Origin of the sequence: Halalkaliarchaeum sp. AArc-CO, assembly GCF_024972735.1 — an archaeon.
Taxonomy (GTDB): Archaea; Halobacteriota; Halobacteria; order Halobacteriales; family Haloferacaceae; genus Halalkaliarchaeum.
In genome coordinates this window covers 1970848-1988123 of sequence record NZ_CP087723.1, presented here as the reverse complement: position 1 = coordinate 1988123, position 17276 = coordinate 1970848, and the positions used below count along the sequence as shown (strand labels likewise).

General features: G+C 65.0%; 19 protein-coding genes. 8 read left to right on the top strand and 11 right to left on the bottom strand.

Annotated elements, in window-relative coordinates; all coding sequences use genetic code 11:
• The first annotated feature begins 28 nt into the window (after positions 1-28).
• Positions 29-382, top strand: a complete 354-nt coding sequence (locus tag AArcCO_RS10590; RefSeq protein ID WP_259533414.1) for a cupin domain-containing protein — start codon at positions 29-31, stop codon at positions 380-382.
• 23 nt (positions 383-405) lie between these two features.
• On the opposite strand, the gene AArcCO_RS10585 is transcribed toward AArcCO_RS10590, so the two are convergent.
• The 4 genes from AArcCO_RS10585 to metG all read right to left on the bottom strand — a co-directional run bounded on the left by AArcCO_RS10585 (position 406) and on the right by metG (position 5372).
• Positions 406-876 carry a TIGR04206 family protein gene (locus AArcCO_RS10585; protein WP_259533412.1) on the bottom strand — a complete coding sequence of 157 codons (471 nt, stop codon included), beginning with the start codon at positions 874-876 and terminating at the stop codon, positions 406-408.
• 72 nt (positions 877-948) lie between these two features.
• On the bottom strand, positions 949-2007 hold the full coding sequence (locus tag AArcCO_RS10580) for a zinc-dependent alcohol dehydrogenase family protein (protein ID WP_259533411.1): 1059 nt from the start codon (positions 2005-2007) through the stop codon (positions 949-951).
• Between the two features lie 53 nt (positions 2008-2060).
• Positions 2061-3170 (bottom strand): OBG GTPase family GTP-binding protein, encoded by a 1110-nt coding sequence (locus AArcCO_RS10575; RefSeq protein WP_259533410.1) that lies wholly within the window; start codon positions 3168-3170, stop codon positions 2061-2063.
• Positions 3171-3248: 78 nt separating this feature from the next.
• Positions 3249-5372, bottom strand: a complete 2124-nt coding sequence (gene metG / locus AArcCO_RS10570) for a methionine--tRNA ligase (RefSeq protein ID WP_259533409.1) — start codon at positions 5370-5372, stop codon at positions 3249-3251.
• Positions 5373-5527: 155 nt separating this feature from the next.
• On the opposite strand from metG, the gene AArcCO_RS10565 reads away from it, so the two are divergent.
• The 4 genes from AArcCO_RS10565 to AArcCO_RS10550 are packed head-to-tail and all read left to right on the top strand — an operon-like array spanning position 5528 to position 7041.
• On the top strand, positions 5528-5812 hold the full coding sequence (locus tag AArcCO_RS10565) for a 50S ribosomal protein L44e (protein ID WP_259533406.1): 285 nt from the start codon (positions 5528-5530) through the stop codon (positions 5810-5812).
• A gap of 16 nt (positions 5813-5828) precedes the next feature.
• Positions 5829-6002 carry a 30S ribosomal protein S27e gene (locus AArcCO_RS10560; RefSeq protein WP_259533405.1) on the top strand — a complete coding sequence of 58 codons (174 nt, stop codon included), beginning with the start codon at positions 5829-5831 and terminating at the stop codon, positions 6000-6002.
• Positions 6003-6017: 15 nt separating this feature from the next.
• A complete protein-coding gene (locus tag AArcCO_RS10555; RefSeq protein WP_259533404.1) occupies positions 6018-6818 on the top strand; it encodes a translation initiation factor IF-2 subunit alpha in 801 nt (266 codons plus the stop codon).
• A 25-nt stretch (positions 6819-6843) separates the two neighbouring features.
• Positions 6844-7041 (top strand): RNA-protein complex protein Nop10, encoded by a 198-nt coding sequence (locus tag AArcCO_RS10550; RefSeq protein WP_259533403.1) that lies wholly within the window; start codon positions 6844-6846, stop codon positions 7039-7041.
• Between the two features lie 41 nt (positions 7042-7082).
• Here AArcCO_RS10550 and AArcCO_RS10545 read toward each other — a convergent pair whose 3' ends face one another.
• Both AArcCO_RS10545 and AArcCO_RS10540 read right to left on the bottom strand, forming a co-directional pair.
• Complete coding sequence (locus AArcCO_RS10545; RefSeq protein ID WP_259533402.1) at positions 7083-8045, bottom strand: transcription initiation factor IIB; 963 nt, start codon at positions 8043-8045, stop codon at positions 7083-7085.
• A gap of 193 nt (positions 8046-8238) precedes the next feature.
• Complete coding sequence (locus tag AArcCO_RS10540; protein WP_259533401.1) at positions 8239-10062, bottom strand: flippase-like domain-containing protein; 1824 nt, start codon at positions 10060-10062, stop codon at positions 8239-8241.
• A gap of 227 nt (positions 10063-10289) precedes the next feature.
• Here AArcCO_RS10540 and AArcCO_RS10535 point away from each other — a divergent pair, with 227 nt between their 5' ends.
• A complete protein-coding gene (locus AArcCO_RS10535; protein WP_259533400.1) occupies positions 10290-10592 on the top strand; it encodes a DUF7123 family protein in 303 nt (100 codons plus the stop codon).
• 43 nt (positions 10593-10635) lie between these two features.
• On the opposite strand, the gene AArcCO_RS10530 is transcribed toward AArcCO_RS10535, so the two are convergent.
• Together AArcCO_RS10530 and AArcCO_RS10525 are read right to left on the bottom strand one after the other, a co-directional pair.
• Positions 10636-11277 carry a winged helix-turn-helix transcriptional regulator gene (locus AArcCO_RS10530; protein ID WP_259533399.1) on the bottom strand — a complete coding sequence of 214 codons (642 nt, stop codon included), beginning with the start codon at positions 11275-11277 and terminating at the stop codon, positions 10636-10638.
• A gap of 79 nt (positions 11278-11356) precedes the next feature.
• Positions 11357-12496: an SPFH domain-containing protein gene (locus tag AArcCO_RS10525; RefSeq protein ID WP_259533398.1), complete on the bottom strand. Its 1140-nt coding sequence runs from the start codon at positions 12494-12496 to the stop codon at positions 11357-11359.
• Positions 12497-12645: 149 nt separating this feature from the next.
• Here AArcCO_RS10525 and AArcCO_RS10520 point away from each other — a divergent pair, with 149 nt between their 5' ends.
• On the top strand, positions 12646-13275 hold the full coding sequence (locus AArcCO_RS10520) for an alpha/beta hydrolase (protein ID WP_259533397.1): 630 nt from the start codon (positions 12646-12648) through the stop codon (positions 13273-13275).
• Between the two features lie 21 nt (positions 13276-13296).
• On the opposite strand, the gene AArcCO_RS10515 is transcribed toward AArcCO_RS10520, so the two are convergent.
• From AArcCO_RS10515 to AArcCO_RS10505, 3 genes are all read right to left on the bottom strand, one after another.
• The gene (locus tag AArcCO_RS10515) at positions 13297-13989 is read right to left on the bottom strand and encodes an NfeD C-terminal domain-containing protein (protein ID WP_259533396.1); all 693 of its coding nucleotides are present in this window, start codon (positions 13987-13989) and stop codon (positions 13297-13299) included.
• Positions 13990-14098: 109 nt separating this feature from the next.
• Complete coding sequence (locus AArcCO_RS10510) at positions 14099-16642, bottom strand: heavy metal translocating P-type ATPase (RefSeq protein WP_259533395.1); 2544 nt, start codon at positions 16640-16642, stop codon at positions 14099-14101.
• Positions 16643-16858 (bottom strand): DUF8131 family protein, encoded by a 216-nt coding sequence (locus AArcCO_RS10505; RefSeq protein WP_259533394.1) that lies wholly within the window; start codon positions 16856-16858, stop codon positions 16643-16645.
• Between the two features lie 232 nt (positions 16859-17090).
• Between AArcCO_RS10505 and AArcCO_RS10500 the strand changes: the two genes are divergently transcribed.
• Positions 17091-17276: a hypothetical protein gene (locus AArcCO_RS10500; RefSeq protein WP_259533393.1), complete on the top strand. Its 186-nt coding sequence runs from the start codon at positions 17091-17093 to the stop codon at positions 17274-17276.

The window sequence follows — 17276 nt, the reverse complement described above, 5'->3', positions numbered from 1 at the left end:
TTAAGTGATGTACGCCCGCAGAGGGGGTATGGAACGGATCACGGCCGACGAGGCCGACCCGAGCGAAGCTGTCGAGGGCGTTCACCTCTCGGCGCTGGCGGCTGGCGAGCGGATGAGCCTCCAGAAGTTCCGGATCGAACCGGGCAAGGAAGTCCCGACGCACAGTCACCCCCACGAGCAGGCGGGCTATCTCCTTCGAGGGGAACTCACGTTCGTCGTCGGCGAGGACAGCGGCCAGAGAGAAGAGCTCGTCCTCCAAGAGGGCGACAGCTACGTGCTCCCGGGCGGCCAGCCCCACGAGGTGTCCAACCACGGCGACGAACCGGCGGTGGGCATCGACGTCTTCTCCCCGCCACGGACTGATCCAGACTGGAAGGACTGATCGGTCGCGGCCGGCGAACTCTCCTACACCAGGTTTCGCAGCGCCGGACCGTACCACCACCACGCGACTAGCCAGAGCCCGACGGTGCCGACCGGAATCGCGATCACGTCCCCCACGGTTCGGGTTGCAAGTCCAAGCGAGACCCAAAGCGCCGCGATCCCCGCGAGGACGAGTAAGCCGCCCGTAACTCGCGGATCCTCCCGTCGAAAGACGGCACCTCCACCTGCGCTCGCAAGCGCCGCCCCGTACAGGAGCGTCCCGACCGGCCACACGCGCAGCGAGTGCGGGAGCAGCCAGTAGGACGGCCACGACTCCGTGAGCAACACGTAAAGCGAGTGAACGTGGAGACCGCTCGGATGGAACAGCCCCCAGACCATGACGAACGCGACGTCGTCTCCCTGCCAGAGCACGCTCCAGGGGAGCAACCCCAGTAGAAGGACGGCGATCGCCGCCCGAGCAGTTGAACCCGGCGGCCGAGAGACGGCGTCGTCCATGGAAGTTCGAGGGGATCGAGTCGCTTGAACCTCACGGGAAGGAGTGGTCGCTCGTATCTCACCGGACGGCGATCAAAATTCGGTGATCACTTCTACGCCGACGGTTTCGTGGTCGGTCATCGCCGCCAGCCTGTCGGAGACGTTCTCGAGGGAGATCTCGCGGGCGACGAGATCCGCAAGGTCGATCCCGGAGGCCGCTACGAGATCGAACAGTTGCTGGTACTGCGTCGGTGGCATCCCCCGGGAGCCGACGAACGTGATCTCCCACCGGGTCATCCAGTCGGTCGGTAGCGAGACCTCGCCGCGTTCGGCGTCCGTGGTTAGCCCGACCTGCGCGTGGGTGCCCCGCTCGCGGAGACACCGAACGGAGTTGCGGCAGGTTTCGGCGATGCCGAGGGCGTCGACAGAGGCGTCGGCGCCGCCGTCCGTAAGCGAACGGATCTCCTCGACGGGATCGCTCGCCCCAGGATCGATCGTCGCGTCGGCGCCGACAGTCGCCGCCCGGTCCCTGGCCCGGTCGTCTGGATCGACGGCGACGATGCGGGCACCGAGTGCGTCCGCGAGCTGGATCGCCGACAGGCCGACCCCGCCGCAGCCGTGCACCGCGAGCCAGTCGCCACCGGAAAGATCAGCACGGTCGGCCAGCGCGTGGTAGGCAGTCATGTACCGGCAACCGAGCACGGCAGCGTCCCTGGGTTCGAGGGCGTCCGGAAGCCGAACGAGGTTGTAGTCGGCCGCGGGAACCGCCACTTCCTCGGCGAACGCCCCGGGCGCCTCCGGCTGGAACCCCAGCGCGAGGCCGTCCCGACAGACGTTCCCGTGACCGGACCGGCAGTTGTGACAGGTTCCCTCACCCAGCGAGAACGGGACAACGACACGATCGCCCACCTCGATCCGGTCGACTTCCTCGCCGACCGCGATCACCGCTCCCGCCGGCTCGTGTCCCAGCACCTGTCCGAGGGGAACGTTGTCGTCCGCCCACTCGCCGTGTCCCTTCCAGGCGTGCCAGTCGCTCCGGCAGAGACCGCAGGCCTCGACTGCGACGACCGCGCCGTCGGAGTCCGGTTCGGGATCGGGAACCGTCGCGATCTCGAGCGGTTCGCCGTACTCGCGAAGGATCGCTGCACGCATGGGTCGGGAGAACCGACGACGACGCCGGACCTAAAGGTTTGGTAGCAGTTCGTTCACTTCCGGGCCACGATCCGGAGAACGTCCTCGTCTTCGAGCTGGTGGTCCTTCCCCACCTGCTGTTCGTCGTGTTTCGCGCTCGGACCGGTGACGCGTGCGAACTTGAACCGCTCCTCGAAGTTGCCGCCGATCTTCCGACAGGCGTCGCCGACAGTCTGCCCCTCCCGGAGGATCAGCGGCTCCTCGTAGTCGACGCCGCGTCCGGGCTTGTCCATGTAGATGCGGATCAATCCCAGCTGCTTCCAGATCCGTTCTTTCAGGGCGCCCAGGCCGCGCTCCTGCTCTGCCGAGATGAACGTCACCTCGTCGGGATCGAGGCCGCGCTCCTCGAGTTCCGACTCCACGGTCGGGAGGTACTCTCGGTCGATGAGGTCCGCCTTGTTCACGGCCACGATCGACGGGAGGTACACGCGGTTGTCCATCACGCCGTCGATCAGTTCGTCCAAGGTGAGGTCGTGGGGGATCGTCACCTCCGCGTTGACGAACCCGTGTTCCCGCAGGACGCTTTTTACCGTCTCCTCGTCCAGCGACACGCCATCGCCCATCGTGACGCGGATCCCGTCCTTGTGGGTCTTCCGGACGGAGATGTTCGGCGGTTCGGCGTCCAGCCGGATCTTGTTGTCGTACAGTTCCCGCTTGAGGCGGTCGTACTGGTCGATCTCGAACACCGAAAGCAGGAAGACGACCAGGTCGGCCGTCCGGACCACCGAAAGAACCGCCTTGCCGTCGCCGCGACCTCCTGCAGCGCCCTCGATGAGCCCGGGAACGTCGAGCATCTGGATGTTTGCCCCCCGATACTGCAGCATTCCGGGGTTGACGTCCAGCGTCGTGAACTCGTAGGCGCCGGTTTCGCTCTCTGCGTTCGTCACGGCGTTTATCAGCGTCGACTTGCCGACGCTGGGAAACCCTACGAGTGCGACGGTGGCGTCGCCGTGTTTTTCGACGGCGTACCCCTGGCCGCCGCCCGGGGAGGACTGGTTTTCCAGCTTCTCTTTTTTCTCCGCGAGTTTGGCCTTCAGGCGGCCGATGTGCTCTTCGGTCGCCTTGTTGTAGGGGGTCTCGGCGATCTCCTCGCGGAGTTCCTCGATCTCCTCCTCCAGTCCCATCACCGGATCGTCGGGTTCGCCCGGCGAAAAAGCTGTCCTTCCCTCTCGGCGAGGTAGATGGGGGTTCCCCCGACGCCGCTATCGGATCCGCTCGCCCGGTTCCGCGTCGCCGTGGGTCGTAAGCAGGTCGGCTTCCTCGCCGGCGGCGAGGACCATCCCGTTCGACTCGACCCCGAACAGCTCCGCCTTCTCGAGGTTGGCCAGTAGAATCACCTTCGTGCCGGGAAGCGAGTCGAGGTCGTGGAGCTGCTTGATCCCGGCGACGACCTGTCTGGTCTCGACGCCGATGTCGACCTCCAGGCGTGCGAGTTTGTCGGCGCCTTCGATCCCCTCCGCGGAGATGATTTCGCCGACACGGACGTCGAGTTCCTGGAACTTCTCGAAACTGATCCGCTCGTCGGAAACGGGCTCGAGTTCTGCCATGTCTCCCTCGTCGTCGTCCGTCACCTCGTCGCTTTCGGTATCGTCTGGAGATGACTCGTCGTTCTCGGTCGCGGCCTCGACGCGCACCTCCAGCTTCTCGTTGAGCTGTTCGACGCGCTCTTCGGGGATCTTCTCGAACAGTTCCGTGGGCTCGTCGAACGTCGACTGCGGGTCCTCCAGCGCCGTCTCGACGGTCACGTCGTGGACGTCGCTTCCCTCGCCGATCTGGGCCCACAACCGTTCGGCCGTCCGGGGGGCGATCGGCTCGAACAGCACCGCCACCGCCTTCGACAGCTGCACGCAGTCGCGAATTACCTGCGCCGCCGCCTCCGGGTCGTCGTCGGTCAGCTTCCAGGGCTCGTTGCGCTGGATGTACTCGTTGCCGAACCGCGCGAGGTCGACGGCGGCCTCGCCGACCTTCTTTATCGAGTAGTCGTTGACGCCAGCGCGGAACGCGTCGATCGCCTCCCCGATACGTTCTTCGACGTCCCGAGACAGCGCCGCGTCGGGAGTGCCACCGTACTCCCGATAGGCGAACAGCAGCGCCCGGTACCAGAAGTTGCCGACGGTACCGACGAGTTCGTTGTTCACCCGCTCGCGGAACCGCTCCCAGGAGAAGTCCACGTCCTGCTGGAAGCCGCCGTTGGTCGCGAGGTAGTATCGCAACAGGTCGGGCTCGAACCCTTCCTCGAGGTATTCGTCGGCCCAGACCGCCCGGTTGCGGCTCGTCGAGAAGCCCTTGCCGCCGAGCGTGACGAAGCCGCTCGCCATCACCGCACGGGGCTCCTCGTAGCCGACGCCCCGCAGCATCGCCGGCCAGAAAATGGTATGATGCTGGATGATGTCCCGGCCGATCACGTGGACGATCTCGCCGTCCTCCTGCCAGACCTCCGCCCAGTCGTAAACGTCCTCGCCCACGCGGTCGGTGTACTGCTTCGTCGAAGAGACGTACTCGATCGGGGCGTCGACCCAGACGTACAGGACGAGGTCGTCGGTATCGTCTTCCTCCGCCCCGTCTTCTCCGTCATTTTCCGAATCGGGGTAGTCGATCCCCCAGTCCATGTCGCGGGTGATACACCAGTCCTGCAGCCCGGATTCGATCCACTCCCGGGGCTGGTTTTGCGCGTTGCTCGTCCCCTCCAGTCGGTCGAGGAATTCGCTGAGGTAATCGGCAAACTCCGACACCCGGAAGAACTTGTGAGTGCGCTCGCGGTACTCCGCGGGATTGCCAGTGATCGTCGAAACGGGATTCTCGATTTCGCCGGGTTCGAGGTGGCGTTGACAGCCCTCGTCGCACTCGTCGCCGCGGGCGTGGGCGCCGCAGTACGGACAGGTCCCCTCGACGTAGCGGTCGGGGAGGTACTGATCCTCCGCCGGATCGTAGGCGACCATGATCTCCTTTTCGTAGACGTACCCCTCCTCGTCGAGCGTCCGGACGAACTCCTTCGTCGTTTCGGTGTTCGTCTCGTCGTGGGTGTGCCCGTAGTTGTCGAAGTCGACGTCGAACCGCGGGAACGTCTTTTCGTAGGTTTCGTGCCACTCGAGTGCGAACTCTTTCGGGGAAACGCCAACCTGATCGGCGTTGACAGCCACCGGGGTCCCGTGCATGTCCGAACCGCTCACGAACGCGGTTTCCTGTCCGAGTCGCTCGAGTGCGCGGGAGAAGACGTCGCCGCCGACGTACGTCCTGAGGTGACCGACGTGGAGATCGCCGTTGGCGTACGGCAGCCCGCAGGTGACGACCGCGGGTCGGTCGGTCGGAAAGCTCTCGTGACTCATGCTCTATCGTACCTCTCGGCGATGAGCGCCTAAAGCGCGCTGGTTTCCGGCGGGGTTTTCGAACCGGGCGTGGTTGCGAACCCATCCCTCGACGCCGTCCGAGACCAAACGGGTTTTAACGACCGACCCAGTAGAGGCCTGTAAGGTAATCAGCCATGCAGATTCCACGACGCTTCAACACGTACTGTCCGTTCTGCAACGGGCACCGGGAGCACGAAGTAGAAAAAGTCCGTACCGGTCGCTCGACCGGGATGAAGAAGGTCCAGGATCGACAGCGGAAGCGCCAGACGGCCACCATCGGAAACACGGGGAAGTTCTCGAAGGTGCCCGGCGGAGACAAGCCGACGAAGAAGGTCGATCTCACCTACCGCTGTTCGGACTGTGGCAAAGCACACAACCGTGAAGGCTGGCGCGCCGGCCGACTGGAGTTCCAGGAGTAACCCCGGAGGGATTCAGATGGCAGGAAACTTCCTTCGCGTCCGGTGTACCGACTGCGAGAACGAACAGATCGTCTTCGAAAAGCCGGCCTCGAAGGTGAACTGCGCGGTCTGCGGGACGACGCTCGTCGTCCCCAAAAGCGGCAAAGGCCATATCGAACACGAGGTCCTCGAGACCGTCGAGGCCCGATAACGGGGGGTTCCGGGCATGAAGTACAGCGGCTATCCCGACCAGGGCGAACTCGTCGTCGGCAAGGTAGACGAGATCGCCGACTTCGGCGTCTTCGTCGACCTCGAGGAGTACGAGGACAAACGTGGCCTCGTCCACATCTCCGAGGTCGCGTCCGGCTGGATCAAGAACGTCCGGGACCACGTCCGTGAAGGCCAGACGGTCGTCGCGAAGGTGCTCGACGTCGATCAGTCCTCCCAGCAGATCGACCTCTCCCTGAAAGACGTCAACGAACACCAGCGCAAGGACAAGATCCAGGAGTGGAAAAACGAGCAGAAGGCGGACAACTGGCTGTTGCTCGCGCTGGGTGAAGACGTCGACGACGAGACGTACGGCGCGGTCGCGAACGCGCTGCTCGCGGAGTTCGAAACCCTGTACGACGCTTTCGAGTCGGCGGCGATCCGGGGGACGGAAGCGCTTTCGGACGTGGATCTCGACGAGGACGAAATCGAGGCGGTCGTCGAGACCGCCCGCGAGAACGTCTCTGTTCCCTACGTCGACGTCACCGGCTACGTCGACCTGGAGTGTGCGGCCGGCGACGGCGTCGACGCGATCAAAGCGGCGCTCGAGGCAGCAGAGGGGAACGGCGAGGTGCCCGAGGAGATCGACCTCGAGGTGACGTACGTGGGCTCGCCCGAGTACCGGATTCGGGTGCGTGCACCCGACTACAAGACCGCCGAGGACGAACTCGAGGCCAGCGCTGCCCGCGCACGCGAATCGATCGAATCTGCCGGCGGAACCGGGGAATTCCACCGCGAGCGGCGAGAAGACGACGAGTGACCGGCGTCGCTACTTTTGAACCCCGATGAAATCCGACATCCGACGGTGTTCGGTGTGGCGCGACCGTCACGACCGACCGGTGTACACGCTCGGCGAGGAGTGTCCCCGCTGTGGCGCTCCGGCGGAAAACAGCGCCCCAGCCAGATTCGATCCGAACGACAGGTACGGGGAGTACCGGCGGCGGCGGAAACGCGCCGCTGGCGTCGTCGAGTTCGAAGAGTAGCGGAAACGGAGTTCCGGGCGGAACACCACGTAAACGCCGCTTCAGGCGACGATGCCTTCTTCGGCTTCCAGCAGTTCGTGATACCGGTTCCGGATCGTCACTTCCGAGATGTCCGCGACCTCGCTTACGGCCGCCTGCGTGGTCTTTTCGTTGGTGAGTAGCGCGGAGGCGTACACGGCGGCGGCGGCCAGTCCCACCGGCGACTTCCCGGAGTGGACGCCCTTGTCCTTCGCGTTCTTCAGCAGCTGTTTCGCCCGGAGCTCCGCCTCGTCGCTCAACTCGAGCGAGGACGCGAACCGCGGGACGTACTGCTCGGGGTCGGCGGGCTTCACCTCGAGGGAGAGCTCGCGGACGACGTAGCGGTACGTCCGAGCGATCTCGCTTTTCTCGACCCGCGAGACGTCGGCGATCTCGTCGAGGCTACGGGGAACACCGGCCATCCTGGCGGCGGCGTAGACACAGGAGGTCGAGACGCCCTCGATCGAACGGCCGGGCAGGAGGTCTTCATCGAGCGCACGGCGGTAGATGACCGAGGCGGTCTCGCGGACGTTGTCCGGGAGGCCCAGCGCCGAGGCCATGCGGTCGATTTCGCCGAGCGCCTGCTTGAGGTTGCGCTCTTTCGAGTCGCGGGTACGGAACCGTTCGTTCCACTTGCGGAGCCGCTGCATCTTCTGGCGCTGTCGCGCGCCAAGTGACCGGCCGTAGGCGTCCTTGTCGCGCCAGTCGATGTTGGTCGACAGCCCCTTGTCGTGCATCGTGTTCGTCGTCGGGGCGCCCACCCGGCTCTTCTGGTCTTTCTCTCGGGCGTCGAAGGCGCGCCACTCCGGGCCACGATCGACGGATCCCTCGCTTACGACCAGCCCGCAGTCGCTACAGACGGTTTCCCCGTGCTCCTCGTCGGTGACGACGTTGCCACCACACTCCGGACAGGAGAGCGACTCGCTGGTTCCACTCGTTCGTTCGTTCTCTACAGTTCTCGTTCGTGTCGTTACTTCGTCACTCATTGTGTGTCACATCACCCACAACCGAACGTGCTGGGTGGTAGTCTGTACCCGGTGGACGGAAGTGAATCACTTAAAAGATTTGGTGTCGGGCGAGGAAACCGTCGATCCGGGACGGTTCGGGAGGTTTACAAGGGCCGGAAAGGCGTACTTAAATAGTTCTTCGGTTTCGTCCCGGGTGGTGCTTCCGAACGAATCACTCGTTGACCGGATCCGGTTCGTTCAGTTCCCGACTCTCCTCTGCGGCGGTCGACAAGGAGACGTTCAGCGCGAACATCGATATCCCGCCCCCGACGAGGGTGACCACGTTTTTCAGCGCGTGATCCAGGATCGCCGCACCGACGGCGACGGCGGGGCCGATCGGCGTGAGTCCGACAACGAGCAACGTAAACGCTGCCTCGTACAGACCGACTCCGCCGGGCGACAACGGCAACACCTTCGCGAGGTTTCCGACACTGACTGCGAAGAAACAGACCGCGAGCAGCGACGCCGTCGTCAACCCGACGCCGAACGCCGCGAGGACCAGCGCGGCGGTGAGTACGTCGAGCGTCCAGATCACCACACTGGCGGCGCCGACCCGCGCGAACACCGTCGAGTCGGCACCGACCCGCTGGACGTCGGCCACGAACCGTTCGAGCACTCCGGCGACGTACTGGCCGTAGGAGTCGTCGGTAATCCAGCCGACGAACTGGCGGATCCGGTTCCCGCCGGATCGCGCGGAGGCGACGATCGCGGCGACGGCCAGAAGCGCCGCGCTCCCGACGCCGACGGCGCCCGCGACGGCGATCTGTCCCGGGTCTTCCCCGCCGGAGACCGTCGCCGCGACCTCGCCGAACTGACCCGACATCGCGTAGCCGACGAGCACGAGTCCCGCAAGCCCCGTGATGGTCAACAGATCGAACACCCGTTCGGCCGCGAGCGACGCAAAGCCCGAGGGGTACGGGATGTCGCGTCTGACCTTCACGATGTACGCTCGAATCGCGTCGCCAGCCCGTGCCGGGAACACCAGGTTCCCGGTCTGACTGACGAAGATTGCTCCCGTCAGGAACCCGAGGTCCTCGCGGAACCCGAGTTCGGCAAGGATGTCCCGATACCGGTAGCCGCGAACGGGCCAGGAAAGCACGTACACGCCCACGGCGAGTCCGATAAGCGTCGGATCCGCACGTCCCATCTCCGCGAGTACCTCCCGGGGATCCAGATACCGCGTCATCAACAGCACGGCGAGGGCGACCAGCAGCGTCCCCGCAACGAGCGTCACCCGCGTCGTGATCCGCGGGCGAACCGACAGTTGCCACCACAGCCGGACGATCTGCGAGCCCATCCCGAAGACGTCCCGCACCAGGTCGACCTTCGTGTCGCCTTTCGGCTCCCACTCGACGGGGAACTCCGCTACCGACAGCCCCCGCCGCTGCGCCCGGACCAGGAGTTCGGTGTCCCAGAACCAGTGTTCGTCCTGGATCTCGCCTTTCAGCTGGTCGAACGCCTCCCGGGACACCGCCTTGAACCCGCACTGGTGATCGAGCACGTCCGAGCGCAGCATCGTCCTGACCAGGAGGTTGAACCCCTTCGAGGGGATGCTCCGCTTTACTGGGCGGTCGGCCTCGTGGCCGGGCATCCACCGGGAGCCGGTCGCCACGTCGTACTCCCCGGACCGCACCGATTCCACGAGCTCCTCGAGGTGGCCCATGTCCGTCGCCAGATCGGTGTCGAAGTAGACGAGCGTCCCGCCGTCCGCCGCGTCGAACGCCCGTGTCAACGCCCCGCCCCGTCCCAGCCGCTCGTCGCTGTGGAAGTGACGGACGCGCGGATCCGACTCGGCGAGCCGCGTCGCGATCTCCGGGGTGCGATCGTCACAGCCGTCCTCCGCGACGATCACCTCGAAGCTGCCCGACGGAAGAAACTCCGAGAGGGTCGAGAGCGTCAACCGAACCGTCGACTCGATGGTCTCCTCCTCGTTGTACGCCGGGAGGACGACGCTAACTTCGACGGCCGCCGGGTCCGGCCGTGGACCGTCGCTCATTGGGTGACCATCGCCGGGGCGCGGATAAGTACCTTCTGAAGCACTCTGCGCGTTCGACCGTCCGAGCTCTCCTCCCCCGTCGGCGTTTGCGACCCCGTAGACAGCCGTACCCGTTCTGGGGGACACCCGGCCGCTATTGTGGCAGTTTCTCGGGTGAAACCACAGTATAGCGGCGGGTTAGGCCGACGTACCAAACCCGTTTTAGTCGGTGCTCGCCTGGTACCAGTATGAGCAGCACAGCCGCATCGGCCGGCGCCGAGACGTCCGTCGACACCGAACCCGTTCGCGAGTCCGGATCGCTGCCGGAACCAGTCCGCGGCTCGCTTTCCGAGAAACAGCTGCGCATTTACGAATACCTCCGGTCGAACGCCGACGACAAGACGTACTTCAAGTCGCGGCTCATCGCAGAAGAGCTCGAACTCTCCGCGAAGGAAGTCGGTGCGAACATCCGGGCAGTCCGGGAGGCCGAGACGGACCTCACGATCGAGAAGTGGGGGTACTCGTCGGGGACGACCTGGATGGTCGAGTGAGGAAACCGACGCGGTCTGTTCTTGACGAGATCCGGTGGAACTGTCAGCGACGTGGATCGTGGCGGACGTAGTCGGCGAGCTGATCGGCGAACGCGACCGCCTCCGGCCCGAACGAGTCGGCGTACCGGACGACGAGTGCGATGATTCGTTCGGGCTCCTCCAAGCGATAGCCGTCCTCTCGATCGAGGATTCCGGCCTCGGATAGTTCGCCTGCAGCTGCGCTTATCGTCGGCCGCGAGACGCCGATCCGGTCGGCCAGCGCCGCGCCGGTGAGGTCTGGTTCCGAAAGGAGTTCGAGGATCATCAGCCGCGGCGTTTCACGACGGAGATACCCCAGCGCTTGCTTCTCCCACCGGTCGAACCTGTCGGCCGGGTAGTAGCGTCGGTAGTCGCCGTCTTTAATCGATTCGACGGCACCGCCGTCTTCGAGCCGACGGAGGTGATACTGAGTTTCGCCCGTCCCGAGCCTGAGGTCGTCTCGGAGTTTCGAAAAGTGGGCCCCGGGCGTCGTCGAGACGTATCCGCAGATCGCCTCCCGGGTCTCGTTGTCGTCTTGTCCGGACGGATCATCCGCGGTCCCGTCGTCCGAGTCTGCTGTTGCCGATCCGACGAACGGGGCGGCGGCTCCAAGCGCGGCGAACCGCCGCAGCGTGTCCCGCTTCCGTTCGTCGACGCCGTCTGTCACTACCCGTTCGTAGTCGGTTGGCGCTAAAAACACTTCGCTTGGTCGAGCCGATTCTACCGCTGAGAACGGCCGATCGTGTTCACTCCTTGTCGGTCTCGACGGCGGCTTCCCCTTCCATCTCCTCGTCCATTTCCTCGATCACTTCGTTCGCGGACTTGATGCCCCCGCCCGTGTCGCCCGCCTTGATCGCTTCGGCCGCCTCCTCGAGTTGCTCGACGTCCATCTCTGCCGCCTCGTCGATCTGTCCGAGAATCTCTTCGATGTTGTCGAGGCCGAGAAGTTCGCGGGTTTCCTCGTCGAATTCGAGGGCGTCCAGTGCCTGCATCTCCTGGGTGTCGGCACCCGAGAGCTGTTTGCCGTAGCGACCCACGAGGCTGGTCAGCTCCTGGGGTAGCACGAACGTCGTGGATTCACCCTGGCCGATCGCCTCCAGCGTCTCCATGCCGCGTTCGATGATTGCGCGTTCGCCCATCGCTTCCGCGGATCGTGCCCGGAGCACGGTCGAAATCGCGTCACCTTGCGCCTCGAGGATCTGGCTTTGCTTTTCACCCTGTGCCCGGATGATGTTGGACTGCTTGTCACCTTCCGCCTTCTCGACGGCAGAGCGGCGTTCACCCTGCGCTTCCAGGATCATCGCCCGGCGGCGGCGCTCGGCGGACGTCTGCTGTTCCATCGCCTGCTGAACGTCCTTCGATGGGTTGACTTCGCGAACCTCGACCGATTCGACCCGGATTCCCCACTCGTCGGTCGGCTCGTCCAGTTCGGTTCGGATCTTCGCGTTGATCTCTTGGCGCTTGTTGAGCGTGTCGTCCAGTTCCATGTCTCCCAGCACCGCACGCAGCGTCGTCTGAGCCAGGTTCGAGACGGCCTTTTTGTAGTCGTCTACCTCCAGGAACGCTTTCTTCGCGTCCATCACCTTGATGTAGACCACAGCGTCGGCGGTCACCGGCGAGTTGTCCCGCGTGATCGCCTCCTGACGCGGGACGTCGAGCGTCTGGGTCCGCATGTCGAACGGGTACGTCCGGGAGACGAACGGCGGGATGATGTTGAATCCCGGCTCGAGGAGTTTCCGGTACTCTCCGAACACGGTAAGCGCCTTCTTCTCGTAGGCGTCGACGATCTCGACGGACTGCCAGATGACGATGACGACGAGCAAGAGAAACAGTAATCCGATCGTCGCCGCGCCCGTTTCGAGACCGAACTGCAGTACGGGGTCCATACACCGCATAGGGCGACGCGCCACATAAGGATTGGCCAGCACTCTCCCGATTCGACCCGCGCAACCGGGGCAGGCACAGGACACGCCGGGACACGCCGGGACACCACCGCCGGGGGAAGCGATAACCCTCCCGAGTCCCGAGCGGGAGTATGAACCACGGGGATCAGCCGCTGTTGCGCGAGGGGACAGAGCTGTCTGCGGCGTCGGCCGCCGTCGTGTTGCTCCACGGTCGGGGGGCCAGCGCGCGAAGTATCCTGGGGCTAACCGAGGAGTTCGACGCCGAGGGCGTCGCGTACTTCGCCCCGCAGGCGGCACAGCGAACCTGGTATCCACAGTCGTTCCTGGAGCCGATCGAGCGAAACGAGCCGTGGCTTTCGGCCGCCCTCGATCGGGTCGGCGAGGTCGTTTCGAAGGCCGCCGATCGGGTGAGCACAGAGCGGGTCGCACTGATCGGGTTCTCGCAAGGGGCGTGTCTCGCCTCGGAGTGGACCGCACGAAACGCGCGCCGATACGGGGGGCTCGCGGCACTCTCGGGGGGTCTCGTCGGTCCCGACGGAACGCCCCGCGACTACGGGGGCACGCTCGACGGAACGCCGGTGTTTCTCGGTTGCAGCGACGTCGATCCGCACATTCCAGTCGAACGCGTCCACGAGACTCGCGACGTCTTCGAGCGTCTCGGAGGCGACGTCACCGAGTCGATCTACGAGGGCATGGGCCACGGGATAAACGCGGACGAAATCGAACACGTATCGACAATGGTCAAGAGACTCGTGGGGTAGCGAGGCCGACACCGGGAGAGGTCACCGTTCGCGTTCGGGTTCCCGTTCCGAGTCGGGTTCTTGCTCTCGATCCGAGTCGGGTTCTTGCTCTCGATCCGAGTCGGGTTCTTGTTCTCGATCCGAGTCGCGGTCGTCTTCCTCCTCTTTCGCCTCCTGCATGGCTGCGTCGACTGCGGCGTCTGCGGCGTCCGAGGCGTCGCGACCGCGGGCAAGTTCCCGGTCGATCTCGTCTTCGACGACCTCCAGCGATTCGACGGTGATGACGTTCCCGCCGCCCGGGTCGATCACGAGCACTTCCGCCCCCTCCGGGATCTCGCCGTCGATGCTCCGTGCCGAGTAGTACGGGTTGAACCCGCCGGAGTCCAGTTTCACCTGTCCGCCGGTCGGCGTGACCGCCTCCGTCACTCGTCCGGTTTGGCCCTTCAACGAGTCGGAGTCCCGCGTCTGTGCTTGCCCTTTCCCGCCGTAGATGTCCAGCTCCCGGTAACCGTAGAAGGCGACCGAACCGAACAGCAAGACGAGCACTGCCAGCACGATCGGGCTTGCGAGCGGCCCCAGTGCGAGACCGACCAGCCCCGCCCCGAGCAGGGCGATCCCGACGACGATGAAGTTTGCTCCCGGTGCGAGCGCCTCCGCCATCGAGATCAAAAGCCCCGCCGTTATCAACAGAAGCGGCAGCGTCTCGGGACCGAGAAGCTCCATCTGGAGTAGCATTGGTTGTAGTTAGGTCTCACGCCGATTAACAGTTGTTGTCACACTGGGGTGGCGATACCGGACGACAGCGAGACCGGCGAAACCGATGTCGGTCCCGCGTCGTTCCGCCTCAGAGAAGTCGGCGACTGGAGTTGAGCACGACGAGCAGGCTGCTTGTCGCCATCGCCGCCGCCGCAAACAGCGGGTTCAAAAGACCCGTGAGGGCGAGCGGAATCGCGATCCCGTTGTAGACGAACGCCCAACCGAGATTCTGTCGGATGCGACGGTTGGTCGCAGACGAGACCGCAAAGAGGGTCGGGATCGAAGACAGGTCTCGTCCGGTGATGACCGCGTCGGCAGCGTCGGCAGAGAGTTCGGTCCCTTCAGCCATGGCGACGCCGAGATCTGCGGCGGCGAGCGCGGGAGCGTCGTTCGTTCCGTCGCCGATCATCGCCACCACACCCGACGACCGGAGACGCTGGATCGCTGCGGTCTTTCCCTCCGGCGGGACGCCGGCAAAGACACTCGAGACGTCCGGGTGGGACTCGAAGTGGGTGGCGGCCGCCGAGTCGTCGCCCGTGAGGACGACGATCTCCCGACCGGTCCCGGCCAGTTCCGCGACGACTTCGTCCCACTCGGCCCGCGGGGCGTCCCCGACGACGAGGACGCCGAGGATCTCCCCCTCTCCGCCTGCGTCTCGCCTGCCGACCACGACCGGCACGTGGCCGGACTCGGCGGCGGCAGCCGCTCGCGTACGGGTTTCCTCGGGCAATGTCCAGTTCCGTTCGTCGAACAGCGACGGATGCCCGACGAGCAGGGATCCACCGTCGAGGGCCGCCTCGACGCCGCGTGCGTGGATCGTCACGTCGCCGGCGTCGACAGTTCCGTCGCCGGCCCGTTCCAGGCTATCGTGTCCGGGTTCGGACGCCGAATCGTCCTCCCCTTGCAGGCCACCCGGTGGATCGCTGTCGGCCGTGCTGCCGTCGACCAGGCCGCCGTCGGCGACCGCTCCGCCCTCGAAGGCGCCCTCTGCGGCGCGTTCGACGATCGCATCCGCGACTGGGTGTTCGGAGAACCGCTCGACTGCGGCGGCGACTTCCAGGAGGTGCCGTTCGGTTCCCTCGAAGGGAACAACGTCGACCACCTGCATACGCCCCTCGGTGAGGGTCCCCGTCTTGTCGAGCGCGACGATGTCGACCTCCGCTGCGTCCTCGAAGATCGTCTCCGTGGCGACGACGATCCCACGGTCGGCGGCAGTGCGGACTCCACTTGCCACCGCAAGCGGTGTCGCCAGCCCGAGCGCGCACGGACACGAGACGATCAACACGGTGAGTCCCACGAGGAACGCCCGGGTGGGCGAGGCTCCCGTGAGGAGGAAAAGCGCCGTGATCGCGACCGCAAGCACGGTCACGAGCGGGACGAACACCGTCGCGAGTTTGTCGGCGAGGTGCTGGACGCCCGAGCGGGCGCTCTGGATCTCCCAGAGCTGCTCGACCAGCCTGTCTCGGGTACTCTCGACGGGATCGGCGACCTCGACGACGAGTGGCGAATCCGCGACGACCGATCCGCCGACCACTTCGTCGCCCGGGCGCTTGGTGACGGGCAGCGACTCGCCGGTGACGACCGCCTCGTCGATTGCGGCGGCCCCATCCCGAACTGTCCCATCGAACGGGATCCGTTCGCCGGGCTTTACGAGGAGCCTGTCGCCGGGCGAGACGTTCTCGATTCCGAACTCGGTGCCGTCCTCTCTCCGGACCGTCTCGATCCGGTCGCCAGCAAGCGTCGAGAGCAGTCCCATCGCCCGACGCTTGATGTGGCTCTCGTAGTAGTTGCCCGCGGTGACGACCACGATTACGGCGACGGTGACGTCGAAGTAGAGGTCGGTCCGCCCGACGAGCATCGCGATCGTGCTGTAGAGATAGGCACTCGAGGCCGCAAGCGACACCAACAGATCCATGTTCGGCTGCCGGGCCCGGAGGCTGACGTACGCCCCTCGGAGGATCGGAAATCCCGTGTAAAACAGCACGACGGATGTGAACAGCCAGATCTGCGTAAAGAGGTACAGCCGGTCGAACTGTCCGAACTCGACGACCGGCTGGAAGCCGAAGTACGTGGGATACAGAAAGAGGACGTACCACAGCATTGCCATCATGCCGAAGAAGCCGCCGCCGATCAGGAACCGGACGACTGCGACGTCTCCCGACTCCGGCTCGCGGTCGACCTCCCGGAACGACGCGGTGTACCCGGTTCCAGTGACGACCGACGGGAGATCCTCCTCGTCGACCGATTCGGGATCGTACCGGATCCGCATCGTGTCCGTCGCGTAGCTGGCCGTGGCGTCGACGACGCCCGACTCGCGTTCCGACACGGCCTCGAGGAACGTCTCGCAGGTCGCACAGTGCATCCCGTCGACCGTCAGATACGCGGTCTCGCAGGCGTTTTCCGGAGGCGACATCTGATCGGCGTCGGCGCTTTCGTTCTTTTCGCCGGTGACCGCCCGTTCGATCGCCTCCCTGTCGAGTTCGTCCCCCTCCCGGCCCTCGAGGGCATCCGTTCCCAGCGCCTTTGCGACCTCCAGACAGCCGCGACAACAGAACTCCCCCTCGACGGCGTCGCCACTCACTGGCGGATCCGGGGTCGGGAGATCACAGAGGGAACACTCACGCGAGGACATCTACTGTCCGACGGGGCCTCCGTTCGCCGCTTTCGCTTCCGGCGGTTCCGACTCGGATTCGGTGTCGGACATCGCGTACACGAGACTCGCGACGATGAGAACCACGTTGACGATTGCGATCGCGGCGATGTACTCGCCGGTGCCGACCGCGAAGATTGCCCCCGGAACGATCGCGGCGAGTCCGATCAAAACGACCTGCCGTGGCGAGAGATCCATACCCTCCGTATGGACTACCCGGTAAAGAATCGTTCCCCGATTCGAGCCCCCCGATTCGACGCTACTTGACTCCGGAAGTCAAAAAGAAGCTTTTTGCGCCCGAACCGCGGGTAGGCCCCCGTCACGAACTGGACCTGGTGCCGATGCAAAACGACGAGTGATCGCGTTCATGTCGGCTGATTTGTGGATGCGTCTCGTAGTATTTATACAACCGTAGATCGAAGGCATACCCATGACAAACGGGGCGGCGTCACAGACATCCACCGAGTCGGCTCTGGTCGACGACTCGGACGGAGAAGAGTTCGATCCGAAAGGCACTCTGGCCCTCATCATGGTGTACTTCGGGATTCTCGTGGTGATGTGGTTCTTCATGTACTTCGTGGAGTTCCTCGGAAACGACCTGGTTGTGATCGGGTGA